Genomic DNA, 18,720 nt, shown 5'->3' on the forward strand with positions numbered 1-18,720 from the left:
GCTACCCTGCCGCCGTGCCGCCAATCGCGCGAACGGTGTCGACCGCGATCTGCAGCCGGCGGCTCTGTATCTCAAGCAAGGACCGCTGCGCATCGAGCGCGGCGGTCTGCGCGGTGACCACTTCGAGATAGTCCGACGCGCCGTCGCGGTAGCGGATCAGCGCGAGGTCGCGGGTACGCTCGGCGGCGCGGGTCGCGGCCTGCTGGTCCTGCTCCTGCGCGGCAAGGCTATGCGCTCGGGCCAGGTCGTCCTCGACCTCGCGGAACGCAGCGAGCACGGTCGAGCGATAGCCGGCGGCGGCCTCGTCATACTGTGCACGACTGATCCGCACTCGCGCACGCCGCGCGCCGCCATCGAAGATCGACAGCGCGGCCGACAGCGGTCCAAGCGCCCAGAAGCCGTTCGAGGCGCTGAGGATGTCGCTATTGCCCGCCTCGAACCCGCCGGACGCGCCAAGCGTCAGCGAGGGGAACAGGGCGGCGCGTGCGACTCCGATCCGGGCATTGGCGGCGGCGACGCGGCGTTCCGCGGCAACCACGTCGGGGCGGCGCTGCAACAGGGTCGAGGGCACCCCGACCGGGATCGCCGGCGGCTGGCGCTGCGTCTCGGCGACGGCAATCGAGAAGCTCGACGGCGACTCCCCGACCAGCGCGGCGATGGCATGTTCGAACGCGGCACGGTCGCCCGCCACTGCCGACAGCTCGGCGCGCGCGCTCGACAGCAGGGCGGCCGAGCGGCTGACGTCGATGCCCGAGGCGATCCCGCCGCTGTGCCGCGTGTCGGTCAGCTCGAACGCACGCTCGAACGCCGCGACCGTCTGGCGCAGCAGCTCCGCGCGCGCATCGAGTCCGCGCATCTGGAAGTAATAGTCGGCCAGCGTCGCCTGCAGTCCGAGCCGCACCGCGGCGACGTCCTGCTCGCTCGCCTGCGCATCGGCGGCATTGGCGCGGACTGAATTGCGGACCCGACCGAACAGGTCGATCTCATAGGCCAGCGACCCGCCGAGCCGCAGATCGGTATAGCGCGCCGCGCTGCTGCCGAGCGGACGCCCGGCCGAGACCCGGGCCCGCTCAGCGCCGGCGCCGGCATCGAGGCTGGGCAGCTGTGCCGCCTGGCTCTCGCGCAGCTGGCCGCGCGCCTGGTCATAGCGCGCGATCGCTACCGCGAGGTCGGGACTGCCGCTTTCGATCCGCGCCTCAAGCCCGTCGAGCACGGTGTCGCCGAATGCGCTCCACCACGGACCCGGTGCAACGCCGACCTCGGCCGGCTGCCACTTGCCGAGCTCCTTGTAAGCGGGCGCAGTCGGCGCCGCCGGCACGCTATAGGGCGGTGCCAGCGAGCAGCCGGCGAGCGCGGCCGCGACGACCGCCGTCAGCGCAGTCCTAGCGCGGAGCACGTGCCGCTCCCGCACCAGGCCTGGCGGTCGTGCTGATCCGCACCGGATCGCCGCTCTGGAGCGAGTCCGGCGGGCTATCGATCACGCGGTCGGTGGCGGACAGGCCGGCGCTGATCTCGACGCTGTCGCCATCGTCGCGGCCGATCGTGATGGTCTTGAGCTGCGCCTTGCCATCGGCGCCGACCACCGCGACCTGCGTACCCTTCGCGCCGATCACCAGCGCGCTGGACGGCAGGCGCAGGCCGGCGTTGCTGCCGCCGCCGACCGGGAACTTGACCTGGGCATAGGCGCCCGGCTTCAGCGCGCGGTCGGCATTGGCGGTCTGCAGTTCGACCAGCACCGTGCCCGATTGCGGATCGACCGCCCCGGCGCTGCGCGTCAGGGTCACGTCGAAGGTGCGGCCGGGATATTCCGGCACTGTCAGGCTCGCATGCATGCCCTGCTGGATCTGGCCCGAAAAGGCCTGAGGCACGCGAACATAGATGCGCATCCGGCTGACATCGGCGACCGTGAACAGCGGTGTCGACGCCGCGGTGCCGGAGGTGACCAGCGCACCGACCTGGGTCGAACGGCTCGTCACCGTGCCCGAGAAAGGCGCAGTGAGCCGGTTGAAACCCTGCAGCGCACCGAGGCGGCGGACATTGGCCGAGGCCGCGCTGGCGATCGCCGATTTGGCGGCAAGGTCGCCGAGCTTCTCATCGGTTTCCTGCTTCGACACTGCGTCCTTCCCCAGCAGGTCGCGCCAGCGGGTCGCGGTCGATGCGGCGAGCGCACGGTTGGCGCGTGCGGTCTGCAGGTCGGCCCGCGCCGCCTCGACCTGCTGGTCGACCTCGGGCGCGTCGAGGATGGCGAGCGTCTGCCCCGCGCGGACGGAATCGCCGATATCGACGAACCAGCGCCGGACATAACCATTGGTGCGGGCATAGATCGGCGCGCTGTTGAACGCCTGGACATTGCCCGGCAACGTCAGCGCGTCGCTCGCGCCCGCGCCCTTGGCCTGGATCACGGTCACGATCGGCGTTGCCTGCGCGGTGGTCCAGTGCGCGAGCTGCGCATCGGAATGGCTACGGGCGAAGATGCCGGCGCCAGCCAATCCGACCGCGACAACCGCCGCAGCGATCCCGACTTTCTTCAACGAACCGGAAGCGGGTTCAGACATGTACTTCCTCCAAATCCTGAGGCGCCGAACCCGCGGTCGCGGCGGGTTTCCCGGCATGCTTGCGGTGAACGATGCTGAAGATCACCGGCACGAACATCAGCGTCGCGATCGTCGCGACGATCAGCCCACCAATCACGGCGCGGCCGAGCGGCGCGTTCTGCTCGCCGCCCTCGCCAAGGCCCAGCGCCATCGGCAGCATGCCGATGACCATCGCCAGCGCGGTCATCAGCACCGGGCGGAAGCGAGTCATGCCCGCCTCCAGCGCCGCCCTGGTCGAGTCACCCAGCTCGGCGAGCCGTTCGCGTGCGAAACTGACCACCAGGATCGAGTTCGCCGTCGCCACGCCCATACACATGATCGCGCCGGTCAGCGCCGGCACCGACAGAGTGGTGCCGGTCAGGAACAGCATCCAGATGATCCCGGCGATCGCGCCGGGCAGCGCGGTGATGATCACGAACGGATCGAGCCAGCTCTGGAAGTTCACCACGATCAGCAGATAGATTAGCACGATCGCACCGATCAGGCCGAAGAACAGGCCGGAAAAGGCGCTGTTCATCGTCGCATATTGGCCGCGCAAATTGACGATCGTGCCCTTGGGCGCGCTTGCCTTCAGCTCGGCCAGGACATGCTTGATGTCGCCGGCGATCGCGCCGAGATCGCGGCCATTGGGGGTCGCATAGATGTCGATCGCGCCCTGGATGTTATAGTGCGAGACGACCGCCGGCGAGGTCGAGCGGCTGATCGACCCGATCCCGCCCAGCACTTGCGCGGCGCCGCCGGCCGTGGCGCCGGTCACCGGGATGTTGGACAGGTCGCTGATCGATCCGACATGATATTCCGGGGTCTGCGCAACGACCGGATAGGACACGCCGTTTTCCGGGTTGAGGTAGAAGACCGGCGATGTCTGCGATGTCCCCGCGAGCGAGGAGGCAACGCTGTTGGTCACGTCGCGCTCGGTCAGGCCAAGCCCGCCGATCCGGCTGCGGTCGATATCCACGCTCAGTTCGGGATAGCGCGCCGATTGCTGGATCCGCGCATCGGCCACGCCGGGGATTGCCGCGATCCTGCGCAGGATGGTCCGTGCATAGGCGTAATTCCCTGCCTGGTCCTTGCCCGCGATCTGGATGTCGATCGGCGCGGGCGCGCCGAAATTGAGGATCTGGCTGGTGATATCGGCGGGCAAGAACGAGAAGGTCGTGCCCGGGAATGCGCCCGGCAGCGTCTCGCGCAACTTGCGGACATAATCGGCGGTCGGCTTATGGTCTTCCGACAGCTGGATCAGGATGTCGCCGTCCTGCGGCCCGATCGTACCGGAGTTGTTATAGGTCGTGTTGATCGAGCTGACCGGCAGGCCGATATTGTCGACCACCGAGACAAGCTCGTCAGCCGGGATGATCTGGCGGATGCGCCCGGCAATCCGGTCGAACTCGGCCGACGTGTCCTCGATCCGGCTGCCGATCGGCGCGCGGACGTGCAGGGTGATCTGCCCGGCGTCGACACTGGGGAAGAAATTCTGCCCCAGGAACGGCACCAGCAGGAACGAGAGCGCGACCACGGCAAGGAAGCCCAGCAGGAACGGCCGCCCAGTCGCCAGCGCGCGTTCGAGTAGCCGGCCATAGGCCTGGCGGAAGCGTTCGAAGCGCGCCTCGAACCCGCGCTGGAAGCGGACCAGGGGGTTGCGCGAGGTCGGCGTTCCGGCCGCATGCACATCACCGGCATGCGGGCGCAGCAAATACATCGCCATGGTCGGCACCAGCGTACGCGACAGGATGAACGAGGCGATCATCGCGAACACCACCGCCAGCGCCAGCGGCACGAACAGGAACCCGGCAACGCCCGGCAGGAAGAACATCGGCACGAACACGATACAGATACACAGCAGCGAGACGAACGCCGGCGTAACGATCTGCGCCGCGCCGTCGAGGATCGCCTGGCGCACACCCTTGCCCTGTTCGAGGTGCCAGTTGATATTCTCGATCGTCACCGTCGCGTCGTCGACCAGAATACCGACCGCGAGGCTCAGCCCGCCAAGCGTCATCACGTTCAGTGTCTGGCCGGTCGCCGACAGGGCGATGATCGCGGCAAGGATAGCGAGCGGGATCGAGATCGCGATGATCACGGTCGAACGCCATGACCCGAGGAACAACAGAATCATCAGGCTGGTCAGGGCGGCGGCGATCGCGCCTTCCTTGACCACGCCCGACACGGCCGCCTCGACGAACAGCGACTGGTCGCCGATCGGCACGATCTTGAGTTCGGGCGGCAAGGTCGCCTGGATCGCCGGCAGAGCGTCCTTGATCCCCTGCACGATCGCCAGTGTCGAGGTCGCACCATTTTTCAGAATGGTCATCAGCACCGAGCGCGAGCCGTCGACATGGACGACATTGGTCTGCGGCGCGCTGCCGTCGCGGACATGCGCCACGTCGCGCATATAGATGGTCGCGCCGTTCACGACCTTGACCGGCAGCGCATTGAGCTCGTCGATCGAGCCCGGCGCGTTGTTGAGGCGGATATTATACTGGAAATTACCGATCTTGGCGAAACCGGCCGGATTGATCTGGTTCTGCGCGGCAATCGCATTGCCGACATCCTGCGCCGACAGTCCCTTGGACTGCAGCGCCTGAGGATCGAGGTCGATCTGCACCTGGCGCTGCCGCCCGCCCGACGGATAGGGGATCGCCGCGCCCGGCACCGTGACCAGGCCGGGGCGAACCTGATTTTGCGCGATATCGAACATCTTGCCTTCCGACAGGCCCTTGCCCGACAAAGCGAGCTGCAGGATCGGCACGGTCGAGGCGTTGTAATTGAGGATCAGCGGCGGGGTGATTCCCGGCGGCAGCTGGCGCAGCACCGATTGCGAAATGCTGGTCACCTGCGCGGTGGCGGTGCGGATATCGGCGCCGGGCTGAAAATAGACCTTCACCACGCCGATGCCGGGCATCGACTGGCTTTCGATATGATCGATATCGTTGACCGTGGTGGTGAGCACGCGTTCGAACGGCGTGATGATCCGCCCGCTCATGTCATTGGGCGACAGGCCGCTATAATTCCAGGCGATGGCGATCACCGGCACACGGATATTGGGAAAGATGTCGACTGGCGTGCGGATCGCCGAAAGCACGCCGACAATGGCGATCAGGATCGCCATGACGATGAAGGTGAGTGGGCGCGACAGCGCAACTCTGACGATACCGATCACGGGAATACCTCGAACCTGACACGGGCACGAATGGCGGCGACTCCCGGAGCCGTCAGACCTGCTCGGGCCCCCATGTCGCAGCGCAGCAGCGAATTGCAAGGGTCAACAAGGCTTCCCTATCAGAAAAAGATACCGATCGGTCTAGAAAGGTCCCAAACGGCCCCAATTTTGGGCCTGGAGCAGCAATTCTCGCGGAGGAAACAATTGCATTGTCATACATCCCGCCTGCGTTAGTCTGCACCCGGGATATTTTTCCAGGGGGGCTATGTCGGAGCGGAAACTCAAGGCGTGGCAGCAGGCGGGCCTGATCGACGCCGATACCGTCGCGCGGATCCAGGCCTGGGAGAGCGAACATACGCGCCCGCTCGGGATATGGGCGATGGTCGGGCTCGGTGCGCTGGCGATCGGCCTAGGGATCGTCTCTGTCGTGGCGTCCAACTGGGATGCGATTCCCGGGGAAATTCGGCTGGGGATTCACCTCGCGCTGCTGATCGCGATGGGCGTGCTGCTGTGGTGGCGCTTGCCCAAGACGACGGCAGGAGAAAGCGACTATTTTGGCGACGCCATGTTGTTCGTCGCCGCCGTACTGGGACTGACATTCTTCGCGCATGTCGGCCAAGTCTATCAGACCAGTTCTCCCCTGTGGCAGCCCTTGCTCGTGTGGATCGTGATCTTCTCGCCATTATTATTGCTGTTCGGGCGGGGCTGGCCGGTGGCCGCGCTGTGGATGGCGGGCGTGCTGGGCACCGCATGGGCGCATGCCAATGAATATGGCGGCGGCTGGTTCCTCGATCGTCTCGGCGGCGTACAACCATCCTATCCAATTCTGTACTGGGGGCTGATCGCCAGCCCGCCGATGATTATCGCGGCGCTGGCGGCGGCAGCACGCAGTCGCAGCGCGCGGCCGATATTCTGGCGTCTGCTCGAGCAACTGGCCATCGTCACCATTCTGATCGCACTGAGCATCGTCATCATCACACGGGGATGGAGCAGCCAATCGGATCATGTGACAGGCAGCAGCGTCATTCAAAGTCTGTTCCTGGCCGGCGCAGCGGGTGTGATCTATCTTGCCCGACGCACCCGATCGGGAGAGGCCACCGCTGCCATTCTGGGGGTCGCGGCAGCCGTTCATTTCGCTCTGGCGATGGTGCGGGATCTCGGCGGCGCGACGCATGGCCCATGGATTCCGGCATTCTTGTTCATGGCGCTCTGGGGTGCCGTGGCCGGCGGCGCGCTCTATGCCGGCTGGCGCTGGGTGTTTCAGTGCGCCATCGGGCTGATTGCCGTGCGAGTTATCATTCTCTCGTTCGAACTCAGCGACGATTTGCTGGGCAGCGGCGCAAGCCTCATCGCTTCGGGCCTCTTCGCGATATTCGTCGCATGGGTAAGCGTCAGGATTTCCCGGCGTTACGCCCCATCGCGGGAGGCCGAGGCATGATCAAGCCGATGTCATACCGCTTTTGCCTGGCGGTCGCGCTGCTGCTGCCGTTGGCCGTGCTGGCCTATAGCTGGGCCAGCACCTATCGGCTGGCGCAACAGGGGCAGGAATGGCTCATCCCGATCCGGGGCTATGATCCACGCGACCTGCTGCGCGGGCATTTCATCCGCTACCAATATGCCTGGCCAGTGGCCGCGCCCACGAACCAGTCGGGAGACGCGACATTATTCGAGGACTATACTCCGAGCGAGCTGTGCATCGAAGGTGTCGCACCGAACATCACCGGCGTGCGCGCCGTCGACCATGCTGCGCGCCGGTCCGGCCAGCCATCGGATCAGAGGTGCGCCATCATTGTCCGCGCAGCACTTGGCACACGGCGCGAAGTCCGCGGCCTGGACAGCGGCATATTATACACGTCGCAAGCCCGCGCGATCGCCCTGTCCCGGCAATTGGCCGACCCGGCACAGCAAGGGCTGTTGCGGGTCAGGATCAGGCCGGACGGCGTCATGCGCCCGATCGATCTGGCATTCAGGCCGGGACCTGTCGCGAAGCCGGAGGCACTTCCCGGACGATAGGGGAAAACAGGGCGTGCTCGACGCCTCGCTGATGCTCGGCAACCAGGGCGGGACTTCTTCAAACGCTCGAGGCGTTTTCGAGCTGAGTTAATCTACCCTCTCCGTTCGTCTCGAGCGGAGGGCATGAGTCCGCGTTGCATCCGGACCAGCTTTTTTACGACCGCTGCCCTTGAACAAGGCTGTTGCCGTTCATATTGATTGCCCCGGCAACCATTGCTGAGGCAACAACGTGTCCTTTTACACCGCTGAAAACTACTCTCCGGACATCTCGGTCGGCTATCTGGCGAAGCAGGTTTACCAGCTCACGCTGAAGGGACTTGAGCCGGCCTTTGTCGGGGAAGATGTTTCCTATCTCCAATGGAGTGCGCTGGTTTCCATCCTGTATGGCCGGGGCTCCACTTGCCGCGCGCTGGCGCATGACCTGGGATATGACAAGGGCGCCACGACACGCCTGATCGACACGCTGGAAGAGCGCGGCCTTGTCGTTCGTGACCGTGATGCCGAGGATCGCCGCGTCATCAATCTGCGCGTGACGGATCAGGCCGAAGAGATTGCGCACCGCTGCATGATGCGCGTGCTGACGCTGTGGAATGGCTGGCTCTCGGACTGGTCGCCGGAAGATGCGACCCGGCTGATCGGTTATCTGCAGCGGCTGCGCATGTCGCTCGAAACCGCGGTGGGAGACGAATCATGCGCCTGACCGGCTTCGCTCTGGCAAGCGCCGCATTGCTCGCCGGATGTGCGATCCCCGCGTCCCGGCCCGAACTGTCACCGATCACCGATGCATCGCTTGGGCTTTCCGCCCCCGGCGCTGCCCAGGCTCCGGTGATCGCGGATGACTGGTGGCGCTCCTTCGGCGATCCGCAGCTCGACCGTCTCGTCACGGACGCGCAGGCCGGCAATCCCTCGCTCGAAGCCGCGCTGGCTCGCGTCCGCCAAGCAAGCGCGATCCTGGCGAGCAGCCGCGCGGACAATGGCCCCAACGCTGCCTTTGACGCCTCGGCGCAATATTCGCGGCTCAGTGGCCAGTATGAAATCCCGCCGCCCTTTGCCGGCACCACGCGCTTTCTCGGCCAGGCACAGGCCGGGCTGAACTGGAACCTCGATCTGTTCGGCCGGCAAAAGGCGGTGATCGCCGGTGCGCGCGCCTCGACCCGTGCCGCATTGCTGGACGCGACCGCGGCGCGGCTCGCGCTCGCCGGATCAGTGGTGCAGACCTATATCGAACTGGCCCGTGCCGAGCAGCTGGCGGCGATTGCACAGCGCACGATCGTCACGCGCCAGGGATCGCTGCGCCTGGTCCAGGTTCGTATCCGCAACAAGCTGGCGAGCGACCTCGATTCCCAGGCGGCGGAAACATTGCTGGCCCAGGCGCAGCAAGCACTGGTGCGGGCGACCGCACAGCGGGCGCTGGCCGCCAATGCGCTGTCCGCACTGGCCGGGCGCGGCGCGGATTATCCCGCGACGATCGCCCCAACCGCGCTGAACCTCGACACCGCCCTGCCCTTGCCTGCGACCATCCCGGCCGATCTGCTCGCGCGCCGGGCGGATGTCGCTGCGGCACTGGCGCGGATTGACGCAGCGGGACAGGGAAGGCTCGCCGCACGGCGCGCCTTTTATCCCGACATCAACTTGTCCGCGCTGGTCGGGCTGCAAGCGATCGGCATCGGCAATTTCTTTACCTCCGATGCCGGCACGGCGGGCGCCGGCGCTGCGATCCATTTGCCGATCTTCGACAATGGCCGGCTGAAGGCGGGCCTTGCCGGCGCAACCGCCGGGGTCGATCTCGCCATTGCCGATTACAATGAGAAAGTGGTCGGTGCGGTGCGCGAGACTGCCGATGCGCTGACACGGGTGCAGAGCCTCGCCGCCGACCGCGCGCGCCAGACTCAGGTGGTGCGCGGCTTTGCCGAGACCGGACGCCTCAACACGATCCGCGTGTCGAGCGGACTCGAATCCCGGCTGGGCCTGGTCGACAATGATGTGCGGCTGCTCGACGCGCAGCAAGCCGATGCCAATCTCGTGGCCGACGCCGCCAGCCAGCGCGTCGCGCTGGTCCTGGCGCTGGGCGGCGGCTTCGATCCGAAGGACATGAAATGAGCTTTATCGAAAAGGTCGAAGCACCCGAGGCTGCAGAGACGCCCGCTGTTCCTGTGCGCGGTAACCCCAGGCTGCGGCGCCGCGCGCTGACCGCCCTGGGCGCGCTGATCGCCATTGCCGCGATCGTGTGGGGCGTGTTCCATTTCCTGCTCGCCAAGCCGTCGGAGGAAACCGACGACGCCTATGTCGCGGGCGACGTGGTCTCGATCACCGCGCGCGATCCGGGCATGATTCTGGCGATCCGCGCCGACAATACGCAAACAGTGCGCGCCGGTGAGCCGTTGCTCGACCTCGACCCGGCCACCGCCGATGTCGGGCTGGCCTCCGCCGCGGCCGATCTGGCGCGCGCCGTGCGCTCGACCCGGTCGGACTTTTCGAAACTCAACGAGACTGGCGCCGCCGTCGTCCAGGCCGAGGCCGAACTGGCACGCGCGCGCAACGACCTCGCCCGCCGCCGCGGTGCGGCGGCCGAAGGCGCCGTGTCGGGCGAGGAATTGAGCCACGCCGCCGACGCGGTAAAGGTCGCGACCGCCACGCTCGCGCTGGCGCGCAGCCAGGAGGCGCAGTCGCGCACCGGGGTGCAGGGCACGACCGTCTCGAACAACCCGGCGGTGCTCGCCGCCATTGCCGCCTATCGCCGTGCCGCGATCACGCGCGGCCATATGCATATCGTGGCACCGATCGACGGCGTGATCGCACAGCGCACCGTCCAGCTTGGCCAGCAGGTCGCGGCGGGTACGCCGTTGATGGCGGTGGTGCCGCTCGACCGGGTCTGGGTCGACGCCAATTTCCGCGAAACCCAGCTGCAGGATATCCGTCTGGGCCAGAAGGTGACGGTGACCGCCGACATGTATGGCGGCAACACCGTCTATCACGGTCATGTCATCGGCCTGGCCGCCGGTAGCGGCAATGCCTTTGCGCTGCTGCCACCGCAGAACGCCAGTGGCAACTGGATCAAGATCGTTCAGCGCCTGCCGGTGCGCATCGCACTCAACAGCGCGGAGTTGCGCGCCAACCCGCTGCGTGTCGGCCTGTCGGTCAACGCGACGATCGACACGAGCGACACATCGGGCACGCGCATCGGTGCGCCGGCACGCCAGGCCTATCAGGGCATCGAAACCGATGCGGCCGACCCCAAGGTGGAAGCGCGGATCGCGCAGATCATCGCGGCCAATCGCTGATGTCCGCCGCCGCCCCGGCGCCGCTCAGGGGCGGCGCGCTGGCCCTCACCGCATTCGCGCTGGCGCTCGGCACCTTCATGCAGGTGCTGGATTCGACCATCGCCAATGTCTCCCTGCCGACCATCGCCGGCAATCTCGGCGTCAGCAGTGACAATTCGACCTGGGTGGTCACGGCCTTCGCCGTCGCCAATGGCGTGGCGGTACCGCTGACCGGCTGGCTGATGGGCCGGTTTGGGGTGGTGAAGACATTCTGTACCTCGGTCGTGCTGTTCACCATCGCGTCGCTGCTGTGCGGCATCGCCTGGGACCTGCCCTCGCTGATCGGTTTCCGCATTCTGCAGGGCGCGGTCTCGGGACCGATGATCCCGGGCAGCCAGGCGCTGCTGATCTCGATCTTCCCGTCGGACAAACGCTCCACCGCGCTTGGCGTCTGGTCGATCACCACATTGGTCGGGCCGATCATGGGGCCGATCCTCGGCGGCTATATCTCCGACAATTATCACTGGAGCTGGATCTTCCTGATCAATGTGCCGGTGGGTATTTTCTGCGCGCTGATCTGCTGGCGCGGCCTGCGCTCGCGCGAGACGGCGACGCGCAAGCTTCCGATCGACCAGGTCGGCCTGGTCCTGCTCGTGCTGTGGGTCGGCGCGCTGCAGATGATGCTCGACCTGGGCAAGAATGACGACTGGTTCAATTCGACCCGGATCATCGTGATGACCGTGGTGGCGGTGATCGGCTTCATCGCCTGGGTGATCTGGGAAATGACCGACGCCAACCCGACCGTCGATCTGTCGCTGTTCAAATATCGCAACTTCGCGTTCGGCTCGGTCGCGTTCTGCCTTGGCTATGCGGTGTTCTTCGCCAACACGCTGATCCTGCCGCTATGGCTGCAGACTCAACTCAGCTACACGGCGACCTGGGCCGGCCTGGTCGCGGCGCCCAGCGGCGTGGTCGCGGTGATCCTGACACCCTTTGTCGCGCGGGCATCGGGCAAGGTCGATGCGCGGATTCTGGCGACGATTTCCTTCATTGCCTTTGCCCTGTCCTATTTCATGCGCTCCAATCTGAACACGAGCGCGAGCACCTGGGATCTGGTGCTGCCGATGCTGGTCCAGGGCGTGGCGATGAGCACCTTCTTCCTGTCGATGGTGACCATCTCGCTCGATGGTATCCCGCCGGAGCGGATGCCGTCGGCCACCGGCATCGTCAATTTCGCGCGCATCACCGCGGGCAGCTTCGCCGCCTCGATCACCACCACCATGTGGGACCGGCGCGAAGCGATGCATCAGAGCCATTTGTCCGATGCCGTGGGCAGCGCATCACCCTTTCAGATGGCGCACGCTACACTGGAACGGCTTGGCCTGACCGATCTGCAGGCGACGGCGGCGATCACTCGCCAGATGATCGGTCAGGCCTATCTGCTTGCCTCGACCGACCTGTTCCGGGTCTCCGCCTGGCTGTGCGTGGCGCTGATCGGCACCGTATGGCTGACCCGCCGGCCGTCCGCGCCAAAGGGTCCGATCGCCGCGGACTGAGATCGTTTAGTTGGCCGGCGCCGGCGCACCTCCCGATGGCGGAACGGGTGGGGTCGCCGAACGCGCATCGCTGAGCGCGTCGTCATACCAGTGCGCCAGATCGGCCTTCATCCGGCGCAGTGCCTCCGGATTGAGATAGGTCATATGGCCCGCCGGATAATAGGTGAATTGCAGGTTTGACTGCTGCGCCCGTTCCAGCATCATGTGGCCCAGATCATTCTCGGTCCCGAAGAACGGCGTCGCCATGTCGTAATAGCCGTTCATCGAAAGCACTTTCAGATAGGGGTTGGCGCGCATCGCCGCCGCCAGATCGATCGCGGTGTTGGGATTATTCTGGCTCTGCCCCTGACCGCGCCCGGGCGCTTCGTGCTTCCAGTTCCAGGTGAAACCCGCCGCGTCGCGCGCGGACAGCCGGTACGGCAGATCGGTCTTGTAGCCGAGTATGGTCGACAGATAATCATTGAACGAGGCGATATACGCGCCCGAGATCGCATCGGATGAGGCGTCCGTTTCCGGCCGCTCGCCCGCCGCATCGGTGTCGATGCCGGTATAGCGTGAATCGAACCGGCCGACGGTGCGCGCGTCGCTGCGCAGCAATTCCTTCTGGAACCGCGGCAGATCGATGCGCAAATTGGCGCGTTTGATGAATTCGGGCGACAGGCCGATCAGCTGGCTCATCCGGTTGGCCACCTGGTCGCGCTCCGCGTCCGAAATCGACTGTCCCTTGGCGAGGGCGGACATATAGGGCCCGTTGGCGAACTCCCGCGCCTCGGCGACGATCGTGGCGACATCGGCCGGCCGGTTCTGCAGCCGGTTATGGTACCAGGCCGTCGCCGCATAGCTGGGCAAATAATTCAGATAGACCTGATCGAGCCCGGGCTGGCGATAGCCGTAATTCATGATCGATGAGAGCAGCACCACACCGTTGAGCGCCATGCCGCGATCCTGCAGCTGATAGGCCAGCGCGCCGGACCGCAGCGTCCCATAGCTTTCGCCGAGCAGGAATTTCGGGCTCATCCAGCGGCCATATTTGGTGACATAGCGCAGGATGCCCTTGGCAAAGGCATCGACATCCTCATCGACGCCGTAAAACTGCGCGGGCTTCATATCGCCGAGCGGGCGCGAATAGCCGGTGCCGATCGCATCGAGAAAAACGAGGTCGGTCTTATCGAGCAGCGAATCCGGATTCGGCCCGACGTCATAGGGTGCGGGCCGGATGAATTCGGGATTGGTGGTGCGCAGCCGGATCGGCGCAAACGATCCCATCCGCAGCCAGAAGGACGGGCTGCCCGGTCCACCATTATAGAGGAAGGTGATCGGCCGTTTCGTCCCCGGCTTCACGCCGTCAAGCGTATAGGCGGTGTAGAACATCGACGCGGTCGGCTTGCCCTCTATATCGCGGATCGTCAGCGTGCCGGCCGAAGCGGTATAGCCATAACGGCGGCCATCGATGGTCACCGCGTCGCGGTGAGTTGTCTCGGTTTCGGCGATCGGCGCATTGGCCCAGGCCGCCTCTGCTTCACTCTTCATCTTGTCTGCGTTGGAGGCGGTCGGGGAGCCGGCCGGCGCCTTGTCGCGACCGGGAGTTTCCTGTGCGGCCAGTGCGGCAGAAGCGGGAACGACGCCGGCGGCAAGGGCAAGCGCAAGGAACCTGACGATCACGAAGAATTCCCTTTGATTCTCGAAAAACGCCGCATTTCTTGCTGTTTAAGTCCGGCAACGCAATCCCGGGGATTGATAAAATCGGCCTCTGATCACCCCCGCCGGACTGTGCCGGCTCCGAAAACGACAACGGCCCGCTCCCCAGCAGGGGAACGGGCCGCAGCGTAACGGGATCAGGCGATCAGAAGCGCGTGCGCAGCGTCAGGCCATAGGTGCGCGGCTCGGCGAGGAAGGCCGAGAAGACCTGATTGCCGACACCGCCAAAGGCCTGCACCTGGCCGATCGAACCGGCGCCCTGGAACGGCGCGTTGAACGCGACCTGGGTGTACTGGGTATCAAGCAGGTTCTGCGCCCAGGCCTCGATGCTCCAGCTCTTGTTGTCGCCGCGCAGGCCGATCCGGGCGTTGAGCAGGAAGAAGCCATCCTGCTCCTTTTCGACGAACAGGTCCGACCCGGTGTTATAGTCGCTGGTCATGCGGCCATCGACATAGAAGAGCGCGCTCAGGCCGGTGTCGCCGATATCCGGGGTCCAGCTCGCCGACGCGGTCACGACATGGCGTGGTGCGTTCGACAGCTGCTGGCCCGACAGCAGGAACAGGGCGGGGTCGAGTGCCTCGCCCGCCTCGCTGCCGACCAGTTTCTTCTGATATTTGGTGTCGGTGAAGGTATAGCCCAAATTCACCGCGAAGTTGCGCGCCGGATAGAGGCCCGCCTCGACTTCGACACCCTGCGACACGACGCCGTGCTTCACCTTGCCGGTGCACGCGCCGGTGGTGGCGCTGGCGTCACGATCGGCGCCGTTCAGAGTCTTGCTGCACGAGCCGATATTCTGCACGACATAGTTGGTGCCATTGAAGGTGTTGAGCTGGAAGTTGCTGAATTCCTGACGGAACCCGGCGACGTTCAGGGTGAACTGGCGCGACTTGTACTTGAAGCCGATTTCGAACGCATTGACCGTTTCCGGATCGAAGCGCAGCTGCGCGGCATTCGGCGACGCCGTGGTGCTCGGCAGATAGGCAAGGCCCAGATCCGAGCGATCGAGGTTGTAGCCGCCCGCCTTGTAGCCGCGCGAATAGGACCCATAGAGCAGCAGGTCGTCGATCGGCTTGTACGAGATGACGGCGGTGCCGGTGAATTCACCTTCGCTCAGCCGGTCCTTGATCGTCTTGCCGTTGAGCGTCGAGCTGGAATTGCCGGTGCAAGTCAGCGTCAGCAGCGCTGCAGCGGTGCTGGCGAGCTGTACATTGGTCAGATACGGCGCCAGCGCAGCCTGCTGTGCGGCGCAGACCGTGTTGTTGTTGTTGAAGGTCGCGTCGAAATTCTTCCGCTCATGCGTGTAACGCAAGCCGGCGGTGAAGCTCAGCCGGTCGGTTATCTTGAAGATGTTGTGCGTGAAGAAGGCGTAATTCTCGCTGTTCTGATTATACACATCGCGCGTGCTGCCCAGATTGTTGAGCGTGCTCAGGCGGTTGAGGGCACCGATCACGACCGGCGCGGCGGCACCGAGAGTCGCGTTGACGGCGCCGATGCCGATCGGGCTGAGGCAACCTGGAGCGGTCGGGTTGCGCAGCGCGGCCGACGGATTGATGCTTGCCACGGCGCGGCAGGCGGCGAAGGCGCCGTACTGCGAACCGAACTGCAAATTGTCGACCACCTGCAGATCTTCGCGCGAATAATAACCGCCGACCAGCCAGTTGAGCTTGCCGCCCAGTGCTTCGCCGTTCAGCCGCACTTCCTGCGTGAAGGTGTGGAACTGGCGGTAATTATTGCCGTCATCGGCGCGATAACCGATGTCGAGATTGCTGTAATCGATGTCCGATGCACCGCCCGATTTATATTCCCGGTATGCGGTGATCGAGGTCAGCGAGGCGCCGCCGAGATTATAGTCGATCTGCGCCGAGCCGCCATAATCCTTGGTCACGTTGCTGTAGGCGCGGCCCGGCGTATTGGCGATGCGGCGGTTATAGGGATCGCCTGCGCTCGGGAAGACCGCGCCCATGCTCTTCATGATATCGACGATCGGGTTGTTCGGCGAAACCGCATAATCGCCCGGAACGCCCGGCGTCGGATCGGTCTTCTGGCGCAGGTCGACATAGACCGCGCCGCAGCACTTCTCGTTACGACGAGTGTAATCGGCGAGCAGCCGGACGGTCAGGTCCGAGCTCGGCTCGAACAGGAGCTGGCCGCGCACGAAATAGCGGTTGCGGTCGTTGTAATCGGTGTTGTTGGTGACGTCGTAATAATAGCCGTCGCGGCGGTTGTAGACGCCGTCGATGCGGAAGCCGAGCGTCTCGCTGATCGGGCCGGTGATGGCGCCGGCGACGCGGACATTGTTGTAATTGCCATAGGTCGCCTCGGCATAACCACCGAGCTTGTTCATGTCGGGCGACTTGGTGATGATGTTGATCGTACCGGCCGATGCGTTGCGGCCCGACAGCGTGCCCTGCGGTCCGCGCAGGATTTCGATCCGGTCGACTTCACCGAGATCGTTGAGGCCGGAACCGGTACGGCTGCGATAGACGCCGTCGATGAACACCGCGACCGAGCTTTCCAGACCGGGATTGTCGCCGACCGTGCCGATGCCGCGGATCCGCGCCGAGGCATTGGCTTCGCTGCCGGTTGAGGAGACGAGCAGTGAGGGGGCAAGCTGGCTGAGCTGGCGGATGTCGGTGGCGCCGGAATTCTGCAGCGCTTCCTGGCTGACCGCCGAGACCGCGATCGGCACGTCGGACAAGCGCTCGCTGCGGCGCGTCGCGGTGATCAGAATATCGCCCTGCTCGCTATTGTCCGCGGCGGCTGTGTCGTCGACCGGTGCCGCTTCCTGCGCTGCGCTGGGCGCTTCCTGCGGGGTGGCCGCGGCTTCCTGTGCAATGGCAGGGGCGGCAAAGGCGATGGCAGCAACGGACAACAGCAACGCGGATTTGCGCATCGGGAAACTCTCCTGAAATTTTTTCTAGTTGGACGGGCGCTCTTAAGCGCTATCCGGCCCGCGTCCAGTCCGAAACGGGCGGATTTCCGCCATTTATGGCCGCATCGGGAACAATCATCGGCCGCACATGCAGTTTATGCAGGCGCGATTGGTGTTTGACGCTACGGCAATGGTAGAATGGTTTTGCAAGTCTCGGATTTACGCCTGCAATCTTTGCAGGCGCGAATGGTTCATGTTGCGCAGCGATGGAGATTTCTGGGGAGATTTCTGGGGAGATTTCTGGGGAGATTGCCGGGGAGATCGCCGGCCCGGCGCCGATTGCCCGCCACGCTTCGCCGCAGCATGATGAGTTTCGCAAATTCGGCTCTGACAGGGCGGCAAAGTCGGGCTAGGGACCACTGATCGATCCGGTCGGAGCTTGCCTGCATGCCATTTCACGATTTCGCCGCCTATGCGACCCGGACGCTGGACGACGCCCCGATCGCGGAGCTGCCGCGGCATTATCGTGGCAAGGTGCGCGACAATTACGACCTTGCCGATGGCCGCCGCGTGATCATCGCCAGCGATCGTCTCAGCGCCTTCGATCGGATTCTGTGCACTGTCCCCTTCAAGGGCCAGCTGCTGACCCAGACGGCGCGCTTCTGGTTCGAAGAGACGGCGCATATCTGCCGTAACCATGTGCTGGAGTATCCGGATCCCAACGTCCTGCTGTGCCGCCGGCTCGACATCCTGCCCGTCGAGATCGTCGTGCGCGGCTATCTGGCGGGGACGACGGGCACCTCGATCCTGACGCTCTACAAGACTGGCCAGCGCGCCATGTACGGCATGTCGCTGCCGGATGGATTGCGCGACAATGAACGGCTGCCGCGTCCGATCATCACCCCGACCAGCAAGGAATTCGATGGCGGCCATGACGAGCCGCTGAGCCCGGCGGAGATTTTCGAGCGCAAGCTGCTCACCGCGGCGCAGTGGGAAGAACTCAGTGCCATCGCGCTCGCGCTGTTCGCGCACGGTCAGAAACTGGCGCAGGATCGCGGCCTGATCCTGGCGGACACCAAATATGAATTCGGCCTCGATCCGGACGGCAGGATCGTCCTCGCCGACGAGATCCATACCCCGGATAGCAGCCGTTACTGGAAGCAGGCGAGCTATGAGCGGCGTTTCGCAAGCGGCGAGCGGCCCGAGAGCTTCGACAAGGATTTCGTCCGCGCCTGGGTGGCCGAACGCTGCGATCCGTATCGGGATGCCATTCCCGAGATTCCCCAGGACCTCGTGCTGGGCACCTCCGCCGTCTATGCCGAAGCGTTCGAGACCATCACCGGCTTGCCGTTCGAACCCGATCTCGACGGGGCAACGGTGCTCGATCGTATTCGCGATCGGCTGCGCCCCTTGTTTGCCGCCTGACGTCGAGCGCGGCGCCGAAGTCAGGAATTTCGAATTAAGTATCTGATATATAACGAATTATATACAACCCTCTCACAGAGGCGGTAGCGGAAAGTATGACACATACCGGTGTCCCATATCTCCCACCGCCCGGCCCCAGGCT

At 65.0% G+C, this 18,720-nt stretch carries 12 protein-coding genes; 7 read left to right on the forward strand and 5 right to left on the reverse strand.

Annotated features, from left to right (window positions below):
• Nucleotide 1: 1 nt before the first annotated feature.
• The 3 genes from ACRECS_RS21605 to ACRECS_RS21615 are packed head-to-tail and all read right to left on the reverse strand — an operon-like array spanning nt 2 to nt 5,754.
• Nucleotides 2–1,396 (reverse strand): efflux transporter outer membrane subunit, encoded by a 1,395-nt coding sequence (locus ACRECS_RS21605; RefSeq protein WP_431585026.1) that lies wholly within the window; start codon nt 1,394–1,396, stop codon nt 2–4.
• The gene (locus ACRECS_RS21610; RefSeq protein WP_431585027.1) at nt 1,383–2,555 is read right to left on the reverse strand and encodes an efflux RND transporter periplasmic adaptor subunit; all 1,173 of its coding nucleotides are present in this window, start codon (nt 2,553–2,555) and stop codon (nt 1,383–1,385) included. The genes ACRECS_RS21605 and ACRECS_RS21610 overlap by 14 nt, the downstream gene beginning before the upstream one ends.
• Nucleotides 2,548–5,754: an efflux RND transporter permease subunit gene (locus ACRECS_RS21615; RefSeq protein WP_431585028.1), complete on the reverse strand. Its 3,207-nt coding sequence runs from the start codon at nt 5,752–5,754 to the stop codon at nt 2,548–2,550. Before ACRECS_RS21615 ends, ACRECS_RS21610 begins: the two co-directional genes overlap by 8 nt.
• A 265-nt stretch (nt 5,755–6,019) precedes the next feature.
• On the opposite strand from ACRECS_RS21615, the gene ACRECS_RS21620 reads away from it, so the two are divergent.
• From ACRECS_RS21620 to ACRECS_RS21645, 6 genes are all read left to right on the forward strand, one after another.
• The gene (locus ACRECS_RS21620; protein WP_431585029.1) at nt 6,020–7,192 is read left to right on the forward strand and encodes a DUF2157 domain-containing protein; all 1,173 of its coding nucleotides are present in this window, start codon (nt 6,020–6,022) and stop codon (nt 7,190–7,192) included.
• Entirely contained in the window at nt 7,189–7,767 is a 579-nt protein-coding gene (locus ACRECS_RS21625; RefSeq protein ID WP_431585030.1) for a GDYXXLXY domain-containing protein, read from the forward strand. The genes ACRECS_RS21620 and ACRECS_RS21625 overlap by 4 nt, the downstream gene beginning before the upstream one ends.
• Nucleotides 7,768–7,996: 229 nt before the next feature.
• The gene (locus ACRECS_RS21630) at nt 7,997–8,467 is read left to right on the forward strand and encodes a MarR family winged helix-turn-helix transcriptional regulator (RefSeq protein ID WP_431585031.1); all 471 of its coding nucleotides are present in this window, start codon (nt 7,997–7,999) and stop codon (nt 8,465–8,467) included.
• Entirely contained in the window at nt 8,458–9,867 is a 1,410-nt protein-coding gene (locus ACRECS_RS21635; protein ID WP_431585032.1) for an efflux transporter outer membrane subunit, read from the forward strand. The genes ACRECS_RS21630 and ACRECS_RS21635 overlap by 10 nt, the downstream gene beginning before the upstream one ends.
• A complete protein-coding gene (locus ACRECS_RS21640; RefSeq protein ID WP_431585033.1) occupies nt 9,864–11,048 on the forward strand; it encodes an efflux RND transporter periplasmic adaptor subunit in 1,185 nt (394 codons plus the stop codon). Before ACRECS_RS21635 ends, ACRECS_RS21640 begins: the two co-directional genes overlap by 4 nt.
• A complete protein-coding gene (locus ACRECS_RS21645; protein WP_431585034.1) occupies nt 11,048–12,583 on the forward strand; it encodes a DHA2 family efflux MFS transporter permease subunit in 1,536 nt (511 codons plus the stop codon). The genes ACRECS_RS21640 and ACRECS_RS21645 overlap by 1 nt, the downstream gene beginning before the upstream one ends.
• A gap of 6 nt (nt 12,584–12,589) precedes the next feature.
• Here the strand turns inward: ACRECS_RS21645 and ACRECS_RS21650 are convergent, their stop codons facing one another.
• Nucleotides 12,590–14,245: a S10 family peptidase gene (locus ACRECS_RS21650; RefSeq protein WP_431585035.1), complete on the reverse strand. Its 1,656-nt coding sequence runs from the start codon at nt 14,243–14,245 to the stop codon at nt 12,590–12,592.
• A gap of 181 nt (nt 14,246–14,426) precedes the next feature.
• Nucleotides 14,427–17,174 carry a TonB-dependent receptor gene (locus tag ACRECS_RS21655; RefSeq protein WP_431585036.1) on the reverse strand — a complete coding sequence of 916 codons (2,748 nt, stop codon included), beginning with the start codon at nt 17,172–17,174 and terminating at the stop codon, nt 14,427–14,429.
• A gap of 426 nt (nt 17,175–17,600) precedes the next feature.
• Between ACRECS_RS21655 and ACRECS_RS21660 the strand changes: the two genes are divergently transcribed.
• Nucleotides 17,601–18,578 (forward strand): phosphoribosylaminoimidazolesuccinocarboxamide synthase, encoded by a 978-nt coding sequence (locus ACRECS_RS21660; protein ID WP_431585037.1) that lies wholly within the window; start codon nt 17,601–17,603, stop codon nt 18,576–18,578.
• Nucleotides 18,579–18,720: the final 142 nt, after the last annotated feature.

Origin of the sequence: Sphingomonas sp., from assembly GCF_050725575.1 — a bacterium.
Taxonomy (GTDB): domain Bacteria; phylum Pseudomonadota; class Alphaproteobacteria; order Sphingomonadales; family Sphingomonadaceae; genus Sphingomonas.

Bases quoted from the DNA above. Each gene is read 5' to 3' on its own strand.
- ACRECS_RS21635 (WP_431585032.1), top strand. From the start codon at position 8,458: ATGCGCCTGACCGGCTTCGCTCTGGCAAGCGCCGCATTGCTCGCCGGA.
- ACRECS_RS21645 (WP_431585034.1), top strand. From the start codon at position 11,048: ATGTCCGCCGCCGCCCCGGCGCCGCTCAGGGGCGGCGCGCTGGCCCTC.
- ACRECS_RS21620 (WP_431585029.1), top strand. From the start codon at position 6,020: ATGTCGGAGCGGAAACTCAAGGCGTGGCAGCAGGCGGGCCTGATCGAC.
- ACRECS_RS21640 (WP_431585033.1), top strand. From the start codon at position 9,864: ATGAGCTTTATCGAAAAGGTCGAAGCACCCGAGGCTGCAGAGACGCCC.
- ACRECS_RS21660 (WP_431585037.1), top strand. From the start codon at position 17,601: ATGCCATTTCACGATTTCGCCGCCTATGCGACCCGGACGCTGGACGAC.
- ACRECS_RS21655 (WP_431585036.1), bottom strand. From the start codon at position 17,174: ATGCGCAAATCCGCGTTGCTGTTGTCCGTTGCTGCCATCGCCTTTGCC.
- ACRECS_RS21610 (WP_431585027.1), bottom strand. From the start codon at position 2,555: ATGTCTGAACCCGCTTCCGGTTCGTTGAAGAAAGTCGGGATCGCTGCG.
- ACRECS_RS21625 (WP_431585030.1), top strand. From the start codon at position 7,189: ATGATCAAGCCGATGTCATACCGCTTTTGCCTGGCGGTCGCGCTGCTG.